Here is a 19,404-nt window from a genome sequence, read left to right as displayed (position 1 = left end):
AAAAACGTGACCCATGGAAAGGCCGGCTGCAGGCAGGCCCGGAGCCCCCGCTGTAGAGGTCCCGATGCGCATCATCTTGATCGCCTTGCTGCTCGCCGCCAATGCCATGATGCCGGCGGCCGCAGCCACATATCCGCCGCCGCACGGCGGAACCTATGTCATTCCGTCGTTCGCTTTCGAAGACGGCGAAACGATGACGAATCTGCGCCTGCATTACGAGACCTTCGGAACGCCGCGGGTAGATGCTTCGGGGAGAACCACCAATGCGGTTCTCATCATCCACGGAACCGGCGGATCCGCGTGGCAATTCATCAACGATCGTTTTGCCGGCGTGCTCTTCGTCCCCGGCGGGATCCTCGACGCAAATAAGTACTTCATCATCCTTCCCGACGAGATCGGCCACGGCGAATCGAGTAAACCGAGCGACGGTCTGCGGGCGCGCTTTCCGCACTACGGCTATCACGATATGGTGCGGGCCACCCACGAGCTGCTGGTGGACGGGCTGCACGTGAACCACCTGCGCTTGGTGATGGGCACGTCGATGGGCGGCATGCAAACCTGGATGTGGGGTGAGATGTACCCGACGATGATGGACGCGCTCGTCCCGCTCGCGAGTCTTCCGATCCAAATCTCCGGCCGAAACCGGATTTGGCGCAAAATGATTGCCGACCTGATCACGAGTTCGCCCGATTACGACGGCGGCAACTACACGAGCGAACCATACGGGATGAAAGGTGCCGCCGACCTGATTTGGATGGTCGGCAGCGCACCGCTGTACGATCAGAGCATCATGCCGACGCAACAAGCAGCGGACGCATACTACGACAGCACGGTAGCCCCGTTGGCGAAGCGCTTCGACGCAAACGATCTGCTCTATCAGATCGATGCTTCGAGCGATTACGATCCGCAACCGCTGCTGGGTTCCATCGTTGCCCCGCTGCTGGCGATAAATTCAGCCGACGATCAAATCAACCCACCGGAACTCGGCATTTTACAACGCGAGATCAAGAAGGTTCCGCACGGACGCTACGTCTTGCTGCCCATCACGGCACAAACGCGCGGTCACGGGACGCACACGTTACCCGCCGTGTGGGGCGCGTATCTTGCGGCCTTCATGAAGCAGACCGAGCGCTAACCAGGCGCGGGCCGCTTACAAAGGCGCTGCCGCGCTCGTAGAACCGCCAAGCCCGGCTTCGCTCGCGGCTCAGGCCGATTCGGGTCGTCGCCGAAACACGCCCGCGATACTCGGAATCGGCGACGCCGAGCCACAACGAAGGATCCGTACACAAATCCACGCCGTCGTCACGCATGTCGATCGCCATCGCGACGGTAAGACGTCCCGGGCCGCGCGCGAGATCTCGTACCGGCGAGGAACCGCGGCGCTCCTTCATGAGCTCGATCCCCTCGATCGGCTCGAGCGCACGAACCAAGACGCCCGCACCGATGCCGGCTCGTTCGCTCGAAACGTTCAGGCAATAGTACATTCCGTAGATGAAATACACGTAGGCGTGACCACGTGTCAAATAGAGCGAGCCATTTCGGCGCGTTTGGCCGCGAAACGCGTGCCCCGCTGCATCGCCGACCGGGTACGCCTCGGTTTCCACGATGCGCCCGCTCGTTCGCCGTCCTCGAAGATCGTGCACCAGCATTTTTCCGACGAGGTAGCGCGCAAGCTCGATCGTGTCGACCGGTAAATCGCGCCGGCGAAGCCGCTTGATCAATCCGGCCGCTTCGCTTAAATCGGAGCGCCGGTAACGGCATTGCGTTGGCGCGCGAGCTTGCGTATGCCGTTGACGACCAGTCGATCGAAATGCTCGGTCTTCCCGTGCGCTTCGAGCGCCGCTTTGTCCTTATACGCTTCGTAGAGCGCGAACGCGCCGGGGTCGTCCTGACTTCGCGCGACTTCAAACGCGAGCACGCCCGGCTCGGCGCGCGAGGCTTCACGCAATTCCCGCAGGATCGCTTCGGCCTTGTCACCGTCTTCGGTGGAAAACATATAGTGAACGGACTGCATCAACATACGACTTCCTTTGCGGATCTCACCCGCGCCGCTCCTTGGGGCGGGGCGCATCACCGACCGTATCATAGTCCATCGTTCGGCCAGGTTTGCATGGCGACCTCGACGACGTCGCGCAGCCACGCCGCGCCGGCGCACGCCTTATGCACGACACCCAGGCTCAGCGCGACCGCCGCGTAGAACCGCGCGAGCTGCCGGGCGTCGGCCGTCGCCGGAATCTGTTTCGTGTGAATCGCACGTTCGATCGCGCGCTCGAGACTTAACTCCATGTTCGCGACGTTGCGCGAAACGGCGGATTCGATCGGCGTTGCGTTTCCGGTACACGCTACGGCCGAATTGGTCATGAGGCAGCCGGGTGGAACGCCCGGGCTGGTCATCCGCTCGACGATCGCAAGCAGCATGCACCGGATGCCCTCGCCGACGTCTTCGTGCTCGAGCTGCGCGAGCGGCGGCCCACCGAACTTCGTTTGGTAGCGATCCAGCGCGGCCAGAAACAAGCGTTCTTTATCGCCGAAGGCGTTGTAGAGACTCCCGCGCCCGAGTCCGGTGGCAGCTTCGAGCTCAGGAATGGATGTTGCCTCGTAGCCGGCCCGCCAGAACACCCCGGCGGCGCGGTCCAAGACCTCATCGATTACAAAATCTTTTGGTCGGCCCATGAATGCTCAGCGCTCGTGCAACGACAGTTCTTGACTGTTCATTACAAAATCCTCTATAGTGGCCCAAGCCGATGAATATCGTGGTAATGGGCACAGGCGGCCTGGGCGGCTACTTCGGAGGCCGGCTGGCGGCAGCGGGAAATGCGTTGACGTTCGTCGCGCGCGGAAAACATCTCGCGGCGATACAACGCGAGGGTTTGCGGATCGAAAGCGCCGTTGCTCCGTTACAGTTACGCGACGTGCGGGCCGTCGAACGCGTGGACGGCATGCCGCTCGCAGACGTGGTGATCATCGCGGTGAAGCTTTGGGATACCGAGGCGGCGGCGGAGGCTGTTCGGCCGGTCGTCGGTGCGCACACGATGGTGGTCTCGTTTCAAAACGGCGTCGACGCGGTCGATCGGATCGCGCCGATCGTCGGCCGCGATCACGTGATCGGTGGCCTGAGTTATATCGCTGCCGAGATCGCGCAGCCCGGCGTCGTGCGGCACAGCGGCACGCTGCAACGATTGGTCTTCGGCGAACTCGACGGTCAACGCAGCGCGCGGGTGGACGCCTTTGCCTCTGCGTGCGCCGCCGCCGGAATCGACTATGTGGTCAGCGGCGACATTCAAAAGGCCATCTGGGAGAAGTTCGTCTTCCTCGTCGGGCTGAGCGCGGTAACGTGCGTTTTTCGGCGAAGCATCGGCCCCATCCGGTCGCACCCGCGCAGCCGCGCACTTCTGCGAGAGGTCATGCGTGAAGTCGTCGATGTGGCGCGTGCACGAGGGATCGCACTCGACCAATCGTTTACCGATGAGCGTCTTGCGTTCGTGGATACGCTGCCGGAGGGTATGATCGCGTCGATGTACGGCGATCTGCAGCGGGGCAATCGGTTGGAGCTTCCGTGGCTCAGCGGGAAAGTCGTCGAACTCGGAGCCGCGATCAACGTCCCGACGCCGGCCAACGGTTTTGTAACCGACGCGCTCTCGCTCGACGTTGACGGTCGAAGCGAGGGATGACGGTCGCGCCCAGCCTCACGCTTCGCTCAATCGGCGTGCGGCCCGTTCGCGTACCACTGCGTAGGCCGGTGATGACGGGCGCAGGCCTCATCGAATCCGCGCCGTTGGTGCTGATCGACCTTCACACGCACGAAGGCGTAACCGGTCACGCGTACGTCGTGTGCTACGTCGAACGACTGCTCGCACCCGTTTGCCGTCTCTTGGAAGAGAGTTTCGCCTTGATTCAGGGAGTGGCGGTGGCCCCTCTCGACATCGCGCAGACCTTCGAACGCGCATACCGTATTCCGGGCCTGCGGGGCCTGGTTTCCTACGCGCTCGCCGGCATCGACGTTGCATGTTGGGACGCACTCGCGCGGGGAGCCGGTCTTCCGTTGGCAGCGTTTCTCGGTGCCGCACCGCACGCGATCCCGGCCTATAACAGCAACGGCCTGGGCGTCGCCGATCCGAGCGCAACCGGCGACGAAGCGCTGGCGCTGCTTGCCGAGGGATTTGACGCGGTGAAATTGCGGCTGGGGTATTCCACCCTGGAGGACGACGTACGAGCGGTTCGTTCGGTGAAGGACGCCGCCGGCGCCGGAGTCCCGATCATGTGCGACTACAATCAAGCACTCGGCGTTCCCGATGCAGTATTGCGCGGCAAAGCTCTCGACGCCGAGGGCCTCGCGTGGATCGAAGAGCCCATCGCTCACGACGACTACGATGGTTGCGCACACGTCGCAGATAGCATCGCAACGCCGATTCAGCTCGGCGAGAATCTCATCGGCTCGCGCGACGTCTTACGAGCCGTCCAGGCGCATGCGAGCGATTTGCTGATGTTCGATCTCATGCGTATCCGCGGCGTGACGGGTTGGCTTCGCGCGGCGGCCATTGCGGAAGCGGCCGGCATCGACGTGTCTTCGCATCTCTTCCCGGAGGTCAGTGCGCATCTACTGGCAGCGACGCCGACGGCGCACTGGCTCGAATATGTCGACTGGGCAAATCCGATTCTCTCCGAGCCTCTTCGCGTCACCGGCGGCCGCGCTCAGCCGTCAACCGGTCCGGGAACCGGCGTGAGTTGGAATGAGGACGCGGTCAAAGCCTTCGCCGTCTAGCCCTTCGACGCCGGAATTGCACGAGGGTTGACAGGCGATCCGATATTATCTACTATGTGGATATTATGGCGAAGGGTGAGTATCTCGGCGAGTTCGAGCATATCGTTCTGCTGACCGTGCTCCGTTTGGGCGACGGTGCGTACGGAGCGATGATTCGCGCCGAGATCGAGCGCGTAACGGGTCGTTCTCCCGCGATCGGCGCGGTCCACGCGACGCTCGAGCGCCTCGAACGAAAGGGGTTGGTCTCATCGTGGATCGGTGAGCCGACCGCTGAGCGCGGCGGCAAAGCCAAACGTCACTTCAAGATCGAGGCCGACGGCGTTTCGGCACTCAAAAATGCCCGGCACACGCTGGAACGACTTCACAAGGGCGTATCGCTGCGAGACGCGACCGCGTGAGCCCGCCTATCCTCGCCCAAGCGCTTGTCGCAGCCGTCGCGCCTGCAAGCGACTACGAGATTGTTGCAGGCGACCTGCACGAGGAATACGTGCGCATCAGATATTTGAGCGGGGAGAAGGCGGCGAACCGCTGGTACTGGATGCAAACGCTGCTTTCAATACCGTCGCTGCTCTCGTACTCGCGATCGAACCGATCGGCGCTCCGCCGCATCGGCGTCGCCCTCATCGCGCTCGCCGTACTCGTTGCAATGATGGCCGCCCTCATGACGATCGATTCGGTAATCGGTAGCGGAGATCGGCTTGCAGACTGGGTGTGGCTTTGCATCGATTACGCGGACGCAATCGTGTTCGGCGCGATTCTTGCATGGCTCGTTCGTACCGACGGCCTGCGCGTTGCGTTTTTTGCATCGGTATTTCTCGTCCTCTGCTTTGTCGTTCCGGCTATCGCAGGGCATCCGGGTTCTCAAGCGCCGCTTATGGCGTGGATTCAACTCTTCGGAGCCGTCCCTGCGATGTGTATCGGGGCCGGTCTTTTTCAAGCCGTCAAACGTAGGATAGATATCGCGCGCTGAGACGGCGCGCCGACCCGCTCAAGTAAGCACCAACCTAGGAGCCTTCATGAGAGCCTTTGCACGAGGCGTGTTTCATGCTGCCGCACTGCTCCTGTGTGCGGCTGCGCTACCGGCGCGCGCGGACGACGCACCGCCAACCCTTACGCTTCCCGCCGCGCCCGCGCCGGCGGTGGACGGCGACGTGGATCGATCGTGGGACGGCGCGGCAACGATCCATCTCGACTACGACTTCACCTATCGCCGTCCGGCGAGCTCGCCGCCGATGGTGCGCGTAACACAGGACGGGACCGCGCTCTACGTCGCGTTCGAAGTCACGGAGAAGAGCGTCATCGCCAACCAACATACCAACGGCAGCTCCGTATTGAGCGACGATTACGTCGGCGTCTATTTCAGTCCGCAAGGGAGCGAGGGGTTTTCCTACGCGTTCTTCGCCAATCCGATCGGCACGCGCTATCAAACCTCGAGCGAGAACAGCGCGTACGCACCGGAGTGGACCGCCGTTGGCCGCTCGACCCCGCGCGGCTACGAGGTCACGATGCGTATCCCGCTGAGCATCATCCGCTCGGGCGGCTCACACGACTGGCGCATGCAATTTGTGCGCTTCTCCCAGGCCACGAATTCGCTCGACGTATGGGCCTACTCGCCCATCGCGAGTTCGGCGTCGGATCCGACGTTCATCGGCCGGGTCAAAGGCGTCGGCATCGTGCCGTCCGGATCGAAATCGGCGAACGCGCGCAACCCCGCGCGTCTGCAGATGTACGGTCTCGGCGAGGCAACGAGCGCCGCAAACGGCGGCAGCACCTCGCGTGTCGGCGCGGATTTCTCCCTGCCGATCGATCCGACTGCGTCGTTTGTCGGCGCGCTTCATCCGGACTACTCGAATGTGGAATCCGACCAGCAGACGATCGCGCCGACCGCGTTCGCCCGCCAATATGTCGAGGTGCGGCCGTTCTTCACCCAGCTCGCAAGCAATTTCTATCAAAACTTCGTTTGTGTCTCGTGTCCTTCAACGCTCTACACGCCCTCGATCCCGGCGTTTTCGCAAGGCTATGGTGCCGAAGGCACACAGGGCCGCATGGCGTTCGCGGCATTCGACGCGCTCGGTCTCGACCGTACCGACCAAGCCGAGACCGCGAACTACGCCTACGAGGATCCACGGCAAAATGTTGGCATCGATACCGAGCGTGTGGCGGTCGACGCCTATGGACTGAGCGATGACACCGCCTCGCTTGGTCTGGGCTATCTCAACCAACACACGCACGTCGGCGTCTACAGCAACAACATCTTCGAATCCGGGTCGCTGATCTCAGACGGCGCGCAGGCCCAAGACCGGGAGTACGGCTTGGTCTACTTTACGGCAACGAGCAGCTATGTCGTCGGCGTGCAGCGGATCGGCGCTCAATTCGATCCGCTCGACGGCTACGTCGCGCAGAACGACATCCTCGGGTATCAAAGCCTCTTGCAGCACACCTTCAACTTCACGCCCTCGTTCTGGCTTCACGACGTCTACGCAATGAATTACTACGCGCGGTACAACAATCACCTCGGCCTGCTCTCACAAACGGACGAGGAAGCGCAAGTCAAGGTCGACCTGAAAGATCTGCTCACGGTGAAGTTGTATGCCGGCTCCCAAGGCATCCGCACCGTCGAGAACGCGTTTCTGCCTTTTAACGGCAACGGCTTCAACCTGGGGTACCGCGAAACCACGAACACGCCGTCATACGTGCAATACACCGGCGGCCCGTACGACCACGGCGAACTCGACGCGTGGACGTATCTCTCCACGCTGCCCATCACCCGCCGCATCCACCTCGCGCTCGAGACCGATCAGGACAAATATCTCACCGCCTATGCCGGTGAAGTTTCGACCGATCAATGGCTGGAGCGGACCTCGCTCGACTGGCAGCCGAACAAAGCATGGCAGTTCGACGTCGGCGTGCGCCGCATCATCGGCCCGAATCTCCCCAACGCGTTCCAAACGCCGGCATACGAGAACATCTATTCGCCCGGGTCGACGTGCAATATCTCGACGGGAGATCCGTATCAGTCCGGGTGCTTCGTCAACGCCGGCAACGTCTCACTCGCGCTGCATTACCTGCGCGGACACAATGAATTCTATTTCGTGTACGGCAATGCCGACAATCTCAACACCGAGCCGGCACTGTTCGTCAAATGGATCCTCTACGTCGGCGCACAGAAGGGCCAATAGCGCGGATCGCTCACTCGGAATCGCCGACTTTGAGCACGACACGCCCTTGTGCCGTCCGGTCGAGCACGCTTTCCATCGCTTTCTTGAATTGCTCCAAGGGAAAAACAGCTCCCACGTGCGGCTTGAGTTTGCCTTGTGCGATCCATGCGAAAATCTGTTCGTCGGCCGCAATGCTCGCTTCGCGATAGCGCTCGGACCAGGCGCCCCAAAAAACGCCGACGATCGAATAACCCTTCAGCAGCAATAGGTTCATTGGGACCGATGGGATGTCCCCACTCGCAAAGCCGACCGGCAGCATCCGCCCGCCCCAGTTCATGAGTCGCGTCATGGTGGTGAACACGTCGCCGCCAAGAACGTCGAAGACGACGTCCACGCCTTTACCGCCGGTCACCGCCTTGATTCGTTCGCGCAAATCTTCGTGAACGTAGTCGATCACTTCGTCCGCCCCGTATTCCCGGACGATCCCGACCTTTTCTTCGGAACCAACGCCGGCGACGACCCGGGCCCCGAGATGTCGCGCTAAGTCGACGGCTGCAAGTCCGACGCCGCCCGCGGCGCCGGATATAAAGACGGTTTCGCCGGGTCGACGACGGGCGGCAGATGCGCCGCAGAAAGTTGCGAGGCGATCATCTGCGGCGAATACGCTCCCGTCCAGTTGCTGCACGCGACGCGGTCCCCTGGTTTAAAGCGAGTCACGCCTTCGCCCACGGCGGCCACGACGCCGGTGGCGTCGGTCCCTGGGACGAACGGCGTTTGCGGCCGTAACTGATATTTGCCCGCGACCATGAGGCAGTCCATGAAATTTACCGCTGCCGCATGGACCTGAACGAGTATTTCCCCGGCGCCGGGTTTCGGAGCCGCCATCTCCCCCAAATCCAAATCATCGATTCCGGTAAACGATCGGCACACAACGGCATGCATGACTCCGGCCTCCTCTACGCGTTCGCGAGCCGGTACGCGGGCGCGATCGTCGACACCTTAGCAGAGGCGCTTTACTTGGTAGCGCCGACTTGATCGGATCCGCCTTTAGTATTCAAACGTCCCGACCACCTCATTGGAGTTTGGTTGATAGTCTTCCAAGGCGATGTACCACAGGACACCATTGGGAGCGAAGGCAAGGCCGTGCACCTTATAGCCGGTATAGCCCGCCCCGCTGATGAAGTCGCGGATTTGCGTACCGTCCGTGGTCACGTACCCGATTTTCCCAATGCTCTCAGGCGCCCCTTGCTCTGCGAACCAGATTCTTCCGTCGGGTCCGGCAGCGATCGCCGAGGGACTTCCTGCTGCGGTCGGGATCGTGAACTCGGTGATCGTTCCCGACGTCGTCACGCGCGCGATCTTGTTGCCGTTATACTCGGAGACCCAAAGGTTGCCGTCCGGCCCGGCGACGATCGCGTTCGGTTCCGCATTAGCCGTCGGAAGTGTATACGTCGCAAGAATTGCTCCCGACGACGGAGACACTTTCCAAACTTGATTTCCCGCCTGATCGGCCATCCAGACGTTTCCGTCGGGCCCGGCGGTAATCGCGGCTACCGCGGAAGCTGACGGATACGATGCATATTCGGTGATGGTTCCACTCGGCGTAATCTTCCCGTACAGATGATTCCATCCGTCGTCAAACCACACGTTCCCGTCAGGTCCAAGCCCCACTTCGTCGGGGATGGCGTAGGTTTGCCCGGCTTGCTGAACCGGAAACGACGTATCGACGCCCGCGGTCGTAACTCGCTCGATCGAGGCGTCGGCCTCGTTCGCGGCCCAGATGTTACCGTCCGAACCGAGCACAACGCCGTTTACGCCGCCATTGTTCCCATTTAAGGGGTACCAGGTCATGCTGCCGTTTGCGGTGACCTTTAAGAGACCGGCAACGGCGGTGCAGCCAATCCACATGTTCCCGTCGGAGCCGAGAGCCATGGCCCATATGCCGGGCGTTGTTTGTCCGTACGGAGTCGTCACTTCGGGCACGTTGTAGGCGCTCAAGAATCCGGGCTCCACCGCGAAGGCCGCCGTGGCAGAAGCCGCGCCGGACATTGAGGCCGTAATGGTTATCGTGGCGTCGCTCTGGGCGCCCGTGTAGCTCAGCGTAGCGGTGCTCGTTGAAGCCGTGAGCGTCGTCGTGGAGAGCGACGTGACGCCCGTCGTATCGCTATCGCTCAGCGTGACCGGCGACGCGTACGGACCGAGCACCTGGTTTCCGTCAGCGTCTACCCCGGTGACCGTGACGGTCGAGGTCGCGGCGGTTCCGACCGCCGGGTTCGGATTCGAGAGCGCGACCGCGAGCTTCACGATCGTCCCCGTAACCGCGACGTTTACCGTCGTCAGCGTCGACGAGACCGTCTCTACCATCGTTGCACTCGCGATCGCGGTCCCGGTACCGCCGGCTTGATCGTAAGCGGTTACGGTGAACGTATCGCTGCCGGTCGGCGCGGAAACGCCTATCGTGCAGTTGCGACCGCCTCCCGATGCCGCCGTGCAGAGTGAAGACGTCGAGGAGACGTTCGCCGTCGCCAGCACCGCAGTGCCGATGGCAATCGCGACCGACGCCGTACTATCGGTGAAGTCCATGGGGTGTACGCCGGACTTGGCCGAACTACTCGATACCGAAGCCAATCCCGGAATGTACATCACGAAGTTGATGTTTGGTTGTTGCGACGGCGACGTCGACGCCGTGCTCGTTGCATTTGGAATCGGCTTGAGTCCGCTGCCTGATCCGCCACCACAGGCGGTGAGCAGTACGGCTAGCGCGCATGCCAGCGCGAATGAATGATGCGATCTCATACTCCTACCACCGCCTTGATGAGTGCGCGTGCATACGGCACGCCGACGCCTGAGACAAGATCGTATCCCGGGCCGGCGATATAGCCCGGGTAGGTCGGAGACGCACTTGGACAACCTGCGCCGGCCGTACAACTCAATGCGTTGCTGCCGTAGACGACGTCGTAGATCGTCGATGCGTATTCCGACGAGTTCGCGTAGATTTTGTAGAAATACGCGGCCGGGTTGCCGAGACGATACGGATAGGGCCCGGTTGCCGTTGCGCAGCTCGAGGTCTGTTTGCAGGCTTGCAATACCAACGCCCACATCGCTGCGGCTTCCGGAGCTGCGACGCTGGTGCCGCCGATGGGTAAGATCTGCTCGTCACCGGCAAATTGACTCCCTCCGTACATCAGTACCGTGACGCCGGTGAGCGCATCGCCGTCGAGTGCGATATCGGGAACGTTGCGCATCGTTCCGGTAATGCCCGCTGCGCCGGTTTGCGGAGTCGAAAGCGGGAAATACGCGGAAACGCCGCCGCCGGATCCGTCAGCGCCGCCCGAGCGCGTTCCCCAGCCGGTGATCGGTCCGAGTAGCTGTCCCGCGGTGTTCATCGGCGTATTCACGCCGCCGACGGCCACCACGTTCGGATCGGTGGCCGGATAGGAAACGCAGAGTGCGTCCGGATTCGGTGCGACGCCCACGTACGGCGCGCACCCTTCTGCGCCCGAGTCACCCGATGAAACGAAGACGGCGATGCCCTCACTTGCGAGCGCGGCGAACTCGAGCGGTTCAACCCCCTCGCCCGAGGCGTTGAACTCGCCGCCGACGTTGAGCGTTTCCGGTCCGCCAAAGCTCAGCGAGAGCACGTCTTCGGTGTCATCCGCGATCGCGGTATTGATCTCGGCATCGGCTTCGGCCAGGCCCTGCTGCGCTTGTCCCGTGCCTGCCGGGCAGTCGACACCGATGACCCCGCATCCGTCAGCCGGATTGTACGCGAGATAATAGCGGAGATTCGCGCCCGGCGCGAGACTTGCAAGCTGCTCGGTGTCGAGCTGCGTTTCCGTATCTTCGGGATTGCAGCTCGGCGGATTCGGATATTCCGACGAGTAGGGCGGTACGCAAAATCCGCTGGGAAGCGTCACCGGCGGCGGCGTCGCAAATCCAAGCGCCGTATTTCCAGGCGCGTTCGCGTCGGTGGCCGAGACGACGGTTACCGTCCCGGAGCCGCCGACGTTCAACATTTGCTTATACGCTGGGACGTCTGCGGGGGAGAAGGGGCCGGTGCCGATCACACCCGTCGTGATGCCGGTGCCCGTGTATCCCGCCGCGTAGGCGCCCTGATAATCGAATGCGGAGGCGATTTGTTGCGGTGAGTAGCCGTAGATAACGCCGTTGCCGGCGCCGTTTGCAGCGGCATTCGACACGTCCACATGATCCGTGAAGTCGTTCGTCACCATGACGATGTTGGTGGCTCCGACGATCCCGATGGAGGCCGGCGGCGCCGGTGTGCTCTCCGGCGCAAGGAAGGTCTGCTTGCCGTTGCTATACCAGCCGAAGGTCGTGTGCAACGCGCTCTGCATCTTCGCCTGCGGGCCCGTCACGTGCAGCAGCAACCTTTGCGGCCACACCGCGACGGAAATGCCCTGCGATTGGAAGTACTTGATTGCCGCGTCGTAGGTCGTCTCCGAAGCGCCGTATCGATCGCCGATCTGTTGCGGCGTGAGGAAATGCCGGTAATCTGCGCTCTTCGGGTCGCTGACCGCCTTCGCGTAGTTCATCAGCCCGGTCGCATTTTGCATTTGCGGCACGAGGTCGGCGCTGATCGATGCGAGGTTACTCGCCGTTGCGATGAGTCTTGCGCCTTGCAGCGCCTGCGTCGAGTAACTAAACGTGGATGACGACGCCGGCGTGATTGGCGAGGTTCCGCCTACTGCCCGCGCGGACGGGACCATTGACGTACTGGGCGAACCGCCGCCGCCGGAACATGCCGCGAGGATCGCGGCTAGGAGCGATAATCCGTAGCGTAACTTCACGGTGTGTGCCTCATAACGGAGTCGGTACGAACTGCATTGTTCATCACACGTACGTCGCGCGCGTGAGCAACGGCGATGAGCGTGTTGGCGCGAGCCAGCGAGGGTCGCGGCAGCAGGGCCAACGACGTGGTGGATTCTGAAGAGTCTTGTGCGGTCGCGCGGTGAGCGAGCGACGACGTGGCCGCGTAGCTCGCGGATTGTAGCGCGAGCGTTTCGCTGACCGTCGTCGTGACGAGCGGCGTCGGCGGTGTCGTGAAGGTAAACGCGAAGGCCGAGCCGGACTGCGTGCTGTAGTCGTAGTAGTCTTGGAGATCGTCGCTCACGACTTCGCAGAGCAACCCATAGGAGCTGCTCACGTACTGCGTGACTTGGTCGTTTTCCCATTCGCCGAAAACCGTATCGAGCCGAGTCTTGGTTTCGATGAACTCTTCGACACTCGCCGATTGGTATGAAGAGCCAACCTTGCACGAGGAGGGCAACGTCGTCGATCCTTCGTCCACGTACGTGTCCGATGCAAAATCCGGCGGAGCGACGGGATACCAATCCGGAACCGAAAATGCAGCCGCCTCATCTGCGACCGGAATGTTTAGGCCGACCGTGATTTGCCCGCCGGACGGAGCCTCCACGCTGAGAGACGTCTCTCCAGCCGCGTCACCCTCGATCGGAACGTCGTAGACGCCGCTGCCGTCGTCTCGGGTCAGTGCGCTTGCCGTACCGCCTTCGGGGTACGTGAACTGTTCCTGATACGTCCCGTCTGCGTTGTACGCCGCCGTGATGTTCTCGTCGTCAGGGTCCGTTTCCGTATCGGTGCGCGTCGCGGTGTTCGTCCATTGGCCGCCGTACACGAACGGCAGCTCCTCGACGACGCCGTTACCGGTTCCGAAGATCGTTTGCGTCGCGACGCCGTTCGAATCGGAAGACGACGTGCCGATCTCGGTCACGTCGATGCCGTTCGTTCGCGTTGCGTCGGTGACGTACGAAAGATATGCTTGCGACGCGGTCGTCGTCGTTTGCAACTGACCGGCGTCCGTTTCGTTCGCCGTGAACTCGGTCAAGTTACTCTGGCCGTCGAACGACTGACCGGTCGAAACCGCAACGTTTTGCGTGACGCTTTGATTCGTCGTGCTGACCCACGGCGTCGACGTGGGCAGCGGGGTCGATCCACCATACAGCGACGGATCCGGCGGCGGCGTCGCATATAGCGTCACTGTTTGGGAAAGCGAGCCTGAATAGGTAAACGTATCACCCGAAGCCGATGCGTTCGGGCTCGGCGCCGATGCGCCGGGATTCGGCGTCGTAACGACCCCGGGTGTTGCTGGTGTGCTTCCGCCTCCCCCGCAGGCAGCAAATGCTAGGACGCCTAGCGGCACTAGCAAGGTGCCGACGCGTCGTATTCGTCGAAGTAACAAGGTGGTAGAAGCCCTCCACGGACAAATTTATCCGGGCTGGGTTCTGTGCCGTAAGTTTGGCTACTGCCGCAAGGAGTCCAGAAAGAGTCCAGAACGGCGGGCGCGTTGACGCGTAGCGAAGTCGGCGTACGCGTGCAAAAAGTCTTTCGATTTTCGGAACAACTGCTTGGCCTTCACCTTCTTACCGTCGCGCGCGAATGCCTCGACGGCGATGAGCCGGGCCTTCGCGGCTGCGGGAAAGAGCGCCGCATCTTCGAGTGATTGCCCTGCGCTAATGCCGATTTCCGACGCTAGGCCAAATTCACCGCGCGCGAGTCGCGCATCCGACTCCGCGACGTTGATGAGATAGTCGGCGCGCGCCGAAAGCGGTGCGCGCATTCTCACTTCCGCAATTTCGCGAAGCGTCGTGTCGGGGCCGGAGCGTTCCTGAAGCAGCGGTGCAGCATTCGCGATGAGCACCGCAAACCGGTCGAAGCCACACACCTCCTTGGCCATGGCAAGGCCGTAGTCGATGTACTCCATCGCTTTGGGCCGATCGGTTGCCGCGAGCGCGATGCCGTACTCGACCACGCCCATCGCGAGGTCCGGAAGATGCTTATGGTGCTGCAGCGCCACCAGCGCATCTTGTAGATCTTGCACGCATCCTGCCGAGTCACCGTTGCGCTCCTGCGCGATTCTGGCGCGCAGACGCTGAAGGTACGCGCTACCGTACGGAGCCAGCGATGAATCGATGAGGCCTGCCGCGCGATGTAGCAATGTCTGCGCGCGTTGCCATTGCCCGCATCCGATGCAGATCTCGGCTCCAAAGCCGAGCAAAATCGCGAACCGCGTCGCGTCGCGAGCGCTCAGCGTACGCTCAACGTCCGCGTCCCGGACCGCTCGGTCGAAACGCTCCAGCGCGACGTTGAATCGTCCTTGCACGCCGGCAAGCGCGATCTCGGAAGTCGCGACGCGCAGCGCCGCTTCGCGACGCATCTCGAGATTCGTAGAAGTCGACGCGATGCGGGAGAGCTGATGTATCGCCTCTACGGATTGCCGAATATTGCCCAGGATGCGCGCGGCGTCCGCCACGGTCGCCCATACCTCGATTTCCCTTGACTGCCCGCGCACTACGTTCAAAACGCGGAGCGACTCGCGCCACGCGGCGTCGAAGCGGCCCTGCTTGAAGAGCATTTCGATATATTCGTGATGCAGCGTCAGCGGATCAAGGAGCGGTGTCTCGACCGGCCGCGTGGCAAAAGATCCATCGAGAGCGTTCGCCATGCGGAGAAACGCCTCGTGGCGATCGGCGTAGAACTGGCTGCGCGAGATGCCGAGTTCGGCGGCCACCGCCTTGTGCGACTCGCCCTGGAGTTCGCACCGGACCAGGACTTGGTGCAGCCGGTAGCGGCGATTTGACGCTTTCGCTATGGAACCGGCTGGACGAAGGCTCTCCACCGCGCCGATGATCCGCGCCCGTAACCGATCGTGCGATTCGTCCGCATAGGGGGCGAGCAAGGGATTCCTGCGGAGTGCAGCCAGGTCATCGAGATCGCGTAAGATGTGCCGAGCATGAACATCTCGGCGAGCCGGCTCGGCCATTTGTCGGAGTGTTCACGATGTCTTAATCCGATTCCGGCGAGGATGCACCTTGCGAAGAGCGCCGGTCTTAAAAAGGGAGCGGCGCTTTCATTCATTTAGGTCCTTTTGGCGCTGATCGAATGGCGCCGCCTTAATTCGCGCGTACGAGATACCTGGCAAACAGGAACATTCTCATCACAAACTCTGGCGGCATCTTCAGCTGTAAATAAGCGACGCAAGGACCTGATGGAAATTAGTGATCGCGGCCCGTTCTGCGATCATCGCGCAGCCGGTCGCTGAACTCGCGGAACTTATCGGCCTCACCCTCTCGCTCGCTCCATGCTTTGATGGAGGCGAGATCGATGTCGCCACTTTCGGCCACGCCAAGGGCCGTGACGAGCGCACTGCGGTCGCTCCAATGGAAAAACGCAGTGAGGCGATCGCGGACAGAGTCCGTCCGCGAAATGATGTGGAGCACTTGGTCGTCACGTCTGACTGTCTCATAGCGTTTAATCAACTCGGCCCCGATTGCGAGTGGCCCGTGCGGAAATTCCAGTGTGAATTTCGTCCGCTCGTGCCGATAGATCTGGTCTTCGCCGACGCAAAAACCAAGCTGCTCGAGCGCTGCCGGCCCGGCTTCGCGCACGCGGTACATTGTCAGGATAAAGTCAGCGTCGCGCGATTGATAGCGTTCTGGTGCGTAATAGGTCGCGGCGCTCCCGTCCGTGAGGACCGCAATAGTCCCCACGGCATCAAGCGCTGTGCAAACCGCGAAGCAAACGTCGGTCAGTGTCGAGTTGGGCGTGATGGGCGCGGCCACTACACTTCTTTCGTGCGACGCCGTGGCCGCCGACGAAGATCTTCAATCGTCTTCACCATCCGTGGCTCTGTCGGCGCGAGGCGCAGTAGCAAGTCGCGAACTTCACGGTACGCAAAGAACGACGGATTGAGCGTAACGATTCGTTGCGGCCCGCGCATTAGTGTCGAGACAACTCCCTGCTCTTGAAGATCGTCGACAATGCGCACGATGCTCTGAAATGACACACCCGCGATGCGCGAGAGCTCGCGCAGGTACGTCTGCTCGAGCAGCGCGATCGCAAGAAGCGCCCGGCTGCGCGCCGGAGCCCCAAAGAGGCGGAGCCCATCGCTTTCGCTGCGTTTTGGCATGGTTCGGAGAGTATAACATAAATGTGATCACGTGATCACATTTATGTATCATAAGGCAATCACGTCCGCCAAGCCCCTTCCCGCACCCGGGCTACTCGAATTGACAACTATGTGGTACAATTACCTCGCTTAGAGCCTCCTGGCTCAAAGCGCCGGTTCACATTCGTACCGAGAAAACGAGGGGCGCCTACGGTCGCCCTCATCCACCAGGGCGGGCAGTCGCCCACACCCACTGCCGTTTGAAAGGTCACGATGCACGATTCCACAGCCATGGCCAAGCCACGAGCGCCCAACGCTCGGGAGGTTCTACGAACCAATGTCATTATCGGACGGGCAAAAGCCCGATTCTCCCAAGACGACCTCGCGCAGCGAGCAGGCGTCTCTCGCCAAACCATCTCAAGAATCGAGCGCGCAGAAGCCGATGTCGGCGTCGACGTCGTCGACAGCATCGCCAACGCCCTCGGAGTCCCAATCGCCGAGCTCTTCATTCCAGCGAAGCCTGACGTCGTGGACGACGACGACCTCGCTCGTCGTGCCAGCGCTTCCGCCGATGAGTTCGTTGACGCGCGAGAGCTCTTCGGCGCAATCGACCAAGCGAACGGACTCGATCGATACAGCCGAGCGGGCAGACCAGTGGGGCGTTAAGCTCCATCGGGAAGTCGCAAAACTGATCATCGAATACGGACTCGAGAACGAATTCTTCGTTCCGTCACTCGGCGAACTGATCGAACAACTTGAACGCGATCCGAAGGTCTACCCAAAGAAGAAGCGCCGGCTGAAAAAGGCGCGCGCCGCCGCACTCGCGGTTGGTCGCAACGTGTGGCGCGCTGTCTTCACGATCGACGAGAAGGCGCGCACGGTCTTGATTCTCGCGATCAACGAACACGACGCCGCCTACAACGAAGCGATGCGCCGCATCTAGTCGGTGCATTATCGCGGTGCCCTTGGCAAGCTGACCCTGGGCATGCTCTGCTTCATCACCGCGCATTTCGAGTCGCTCCTTGAGGGCCCGGAATGCCTTCTATGCCGACCCGGTTGGTAGCTTCGACTTCGACATGCTGCGACGCTGGATGGTGCGAAAGAACTAGCCCTGTGAGATATACTAAGCCGGATGCTGCGAGCGAACTGACGAATCCCCGCTCCGTGGTGAAGATATGAATTCGAACGGTCCCGACGAGGGCACTCCCGTTAAAGTGAGGCGCGGAGTACGTATAGAGAGTGTCGTTGCAGGACTCGCGCTGGTGATATCAATCGTAAGCTGCACTACTAGCACATATACATATCGACTTGAGACAGAGCCAGACATCATCCTTGCGCTATCTGGTGATCATCCGGTACAAATTAGGGTGCTCAACAGGGGCGAGGGTGTCGCTGAGAACGTTCTTTTCGGATGTAGTTATTTAGCCCCAGGATCACCTCAAACTACATCATTGTGGTTTCGGAACACAACTCCGGGAATGCCGCCAATTTCCAAGGACCGAGGACGGAGCGCTCTTCGGATTCATAAAAGCAAATCAGGCGATGCATGCTGTTTCACGGCTTTGTCAATTGCTCGACGTCTCGGTCAGCGGATATTACGCTTGGTGCAAGCGGCCGCCATCGCAGCGGCGTAGCAGCGATCTTCTGCTCGGCGATCGCATTGAAGCGATTCATCGAAAGTCGCGATCGACGTACGGCCGCCCACGCATTCATTTCGAACTGCGCAAAGATGGCGTTGCGATCTCTGGAAAGCGCGTTGCGCGGCTCATGCGCGAACGCGGTATTTTCGGCGCTTCTCGTCGGAAATCGACGACGACAACGATTCGCAATCATGACGCGAGACCGGCGCCAGATCTGGTAGACCGTAATTTCCGCGCCGATCGTCCCGATCGGCTCTGGGTCGCCGACATCACGTACATTCCGACCTGGGCAGGCTTCCTGTATCTCGCCGTGGTGCTCGATGCTTGCAGCCGGCGCGTCGTCGGTTGGGCTATGGCCAATCATTTACGAACTGAGCTCGTTCTTGAAGCGCTCAACATGGCGATCTACCGTCGAAAACCCGATGGCGTTATCCATCATCCCGACCAAGGCTGTCAGTACACATCGATCGCCTTTGGCGCCCGTTGCCGCGAAGCAAACGTGAAGCCATCAATGGGGTCAGTTGGCGACGCCTATGACAATGCGATGTGCGAAAGCTTCAATGCAACGCTCGAATGTGAGCTTCTCGTGCAGCATACCTTCAAAACACATCGTGAGGCTTCGCTCGCTATCTTCGACTTCATCGAAGGCTGGTACAACCCGCATCGCCGGCATTCAGCCCTCGGCTATCTCTCGCCCAACAATTACGAGCGGCGGATGAATCAAGCCGCCTGATGTCCAAATCGCAATCCTCCGCGAAAGCGGGTCAACATCAAACCGCTTGTAAACGCCGGCTGAAAATTGACCCACCTACCCGTCAGATCGCCGGTTTAATTTTGACCCACCTTGGCCGCGGTTTTGGCCGCCGGCAGTTTGATTCCCGCCTTTTTGCGCTCGCGTAATCTGAAGCTCTCACCGGTGAT

Annotated in this window: 17 protein-coding genes and 1 pseudogene; 8 read left to right on the top strand and 10 right to left on the bottom strand. The window is 61.3% G+C overall.

Annotated elements, in window-relative coordinates:
* The first annotated feature begins 64 nt into the window (after positions 1–64).
* The gene (locus VMF11_01515; protein HTU68971.1) at positions 65–1,135 is read left to right on the top strand and encodes an alpha/beta fold hydrolase; all 1,071 of its coding nucleotides are present in this window, start codon (positions 65–67) and stop codon (positions 1,133–1,135) included.
* Here VMF11_01515 and VMF11_01510 read toward each other — a convergent pair.
* The 3 genes from VMF11_01510 to VMF11_01500 form a co-directional block, all read right to left on the bottom strand.
* Positions 1,113–1,721, bottom strand: a complete 609-nt coding sequence (locus tag VMF11_01510; protein HTU68970.1) for a DNA-3-methyladenine glycosylase — start codon at positions 1,719–1,721, stop codon at positions 1,113–1,115. The genes VMF11_01515 and VMF11_01510 overlap by 23 nt on opposite strands.
* Before the next feature lie 14 nt (positions 1,722–1,735).
* Positions 1,736–2,020, bottom strand: coding sequence for a putative quinol monooxygenase (locus VMF11_01505; GenBank protein HTU68969.1), 285 nt, complete (start codon positions 2,018–2,020; stop codon positions 1,736–1,738).
* A gap of 62 nt (positions 2,021–2,082) precedes the next feature.
* Entirely contained in the window at positions 2,083–2,673 is a 591-nt protein-coding gene (locus VMF11_01500; protein ID HTU68968.1) for a TetR/AcrR family transcriptional regulator, read from the bottom strand.
* A gap of 71 nt (positions 2,674–2,744) precedes the next feature.
* On the opposite strand from VMF11_01500, the gene VMF11_01495 reads away from it, so the two are divergent.
* The 5 genes from VMF11_01495 to VMF11_01475 all read left to right on the top strand — a co-directional run bounded on the left by VMF11_01495 (position 2,745) and on the right by VMF11_01475 (position 7,941).
* Entirely contained in the window at positions 2,745–3,671 is a 927-nt protein-coding gene (locus tag VMF11_01495) for a 2-dehydropantoate 2-reductase (GenBank protein HTU68967.1), read from the top strand.
* Positions 3,668–4,762, top strand: coding sequence for an enolase C-terminal domain-like protein (locus VMF11_01490; GenBank protein ID HTU68966.1), 1,095 nt, complete (start codon positions 3,668–3,670; stop codon positions 4,760–4,762). The genes VMF11_01495 and VMF11_01490 overlap by 4 nt, the downstream gene beginning before the upstream one ends.
* Before the next feature lie 65 nt (positions 4,763–4,827).
* Positions 4,828–5,160, top strand: a complete 333-nt coding sequence (locus VMF11_01485; GenBank protein HTU68965.1) for a helix-turn-helix transcriptional regulator — start codon at positions 4,828–4,830, stop codon at positions 5,158–5,160.
* Positions 5,157–5,732, top strand: a complete 576-nt coding sequence (locus VMF11_01480) for a hypothetical protein (GenBank protein HTU68964.1) — start codon at positions 5,157–5,159, stop codon at positions 5,730–5,732. The genes VMF11_01485 and VMF11_01480 overlap by 4 nt, the downstream gene beginning before the upstream one ends.
* Before the next feature lie 46 nt (positions 5,733–5,778).
* On the top strand, positions 5,779–7,941 hold the full coding sequence (locus VMF11_01475) for a sugar-binding protein (protein ID HTU68963.1): 2,163 nt from the start codon (positions 5,779–5,781) through the stop codon (positions 7,939–7,941).
* 10 nt (positions 7,942–7,951) lie between these two features.
* On the opposite strand, the gene VMF11_01470 is transcribed toward VMF11_01475, so the two are convergent.
* From VMF11_01470 to VMF11_01440, 7 genes are all read right to left on the bottom strand, one after another.
* Positions 7,952–8,605: a zinc-binding dehydrogenase gene (locus tag VMF11_01470; GenBank protein HTU68962.1), complete on the bottom strand. Its 654-nt coding sequence runs from the start codon at positions 8,603–8,605 to the stop codon at positions 7,952–7,954.
* Positions 8,606–8,967: 362 nt separating this feature from the next.
* Entirely contained in the window at positions 8,968–10,716 is a 1,749-nt protein-coding gene (locus VMF11_01465; protein ID HTU68961.1) for a hypothetical protein, read from the bottom strand.
* On the bottom strand, positions 10,713–12,728 hold the full coding sequence (locus VMF11_01460; protein HTU68960.1) for a protease pro-enzyme activation domain-containing protein: 2,016 nt from the start codon (positions 12,726–12,728) through the stop codon (positions 10,713–10,715). Before VMF11_01460 ends, VMF11_01465 begins: the two co-directional genes overlap by 4 nt.
* Positions 12,725–13,936 carry a hypothetical protein gene (locus VMF11_01455; protein ID HTU68959.1) on the bottom strand — a complete coding sequence of 404 codons (1,212 nt, stop codon included), beginning with the start codon at positions 13,934–13,936 and terminating at the stop codon, positions 12,725–12,727. The genes VMF11_01460 and VMF11_01455 overlap by 4 nt, the downstream gene beginning before the upstream one ends.
* 261 nt (positions 13,937–14,197) lie before the next feature.
* Entirely contained in the window at positions 14,198–15,634 is a 1,437-nt protein-coding gene (locus VMF11_01450) for a hypothetical protein (GenBank protein HTU68958.1), read from the bottom strand.
* A gap of 316 nt (positions 15,635–15,950) precedes the next feature.
* Positions 15,951–16,517, bottom strand: coding sequence for a hypothetical protein (locus VMF11_01445; GenBank protein HTU68957.1), 567 nt, complete (start codon positions 16,515–16,517; stop codon positions 15,951–15,953).
* Positions 16,517–16,864, bottom strand: coding sequence for a helix-turn-helix domain-containing protein (locus VMF11_01440; GenBank protein ID HTU68956.1), 348 nt, complete (start codon positions 16,862–16,864; stop codon positions 16,517–16,519). The genes VMF11_01445 and VMF11_01440 overlap by 1 nt, the downstream gene beginning before the upstream one ends.
* 316 nt (positions 16,865–17,180) lie before the next feature.
* Between VMF11_01440 and VMF11_01435 the strand changes: the two genes are divergently transcribed.
* Together VMF11_01435 and VMF11_01430 are read left to right on the top strand one after the other, a co-directional pair.
* Positions 17,181–17,786, top strand: coding sequence for a hypothetical protein (locus VMF11_01435; protein HTU68955.1), 606 nt, complete (start codon positions 17,181–17,183; stop codon positions 17,784–17,786).
* A gap of 575 nt (positions 17,787–18,361) precedes the next feature.
* Positions 18,362–19,216, top strand: a pseudogene (locus tag VMF11_01430) (IS3 family transposase).
* The last annotated feature ends 188 nt before the right edge of the window (positions 19,217–19,404 follow it).

The organism is Candidatus Baltobacteraceae bacterium, assembly GCA_035502855.1.
Classification (GTDB): Bacteria; Vulcanimicrobiota; Vulcanimicrobiia; order Vulcanimicrobiales; family Vulcanimicrobiaceae; genus Aquilonibacter.
Note: the sequence above shows the minus strand (reverse complement) of the source record. Positions and strands in the feature narration are given on the sequence as shown.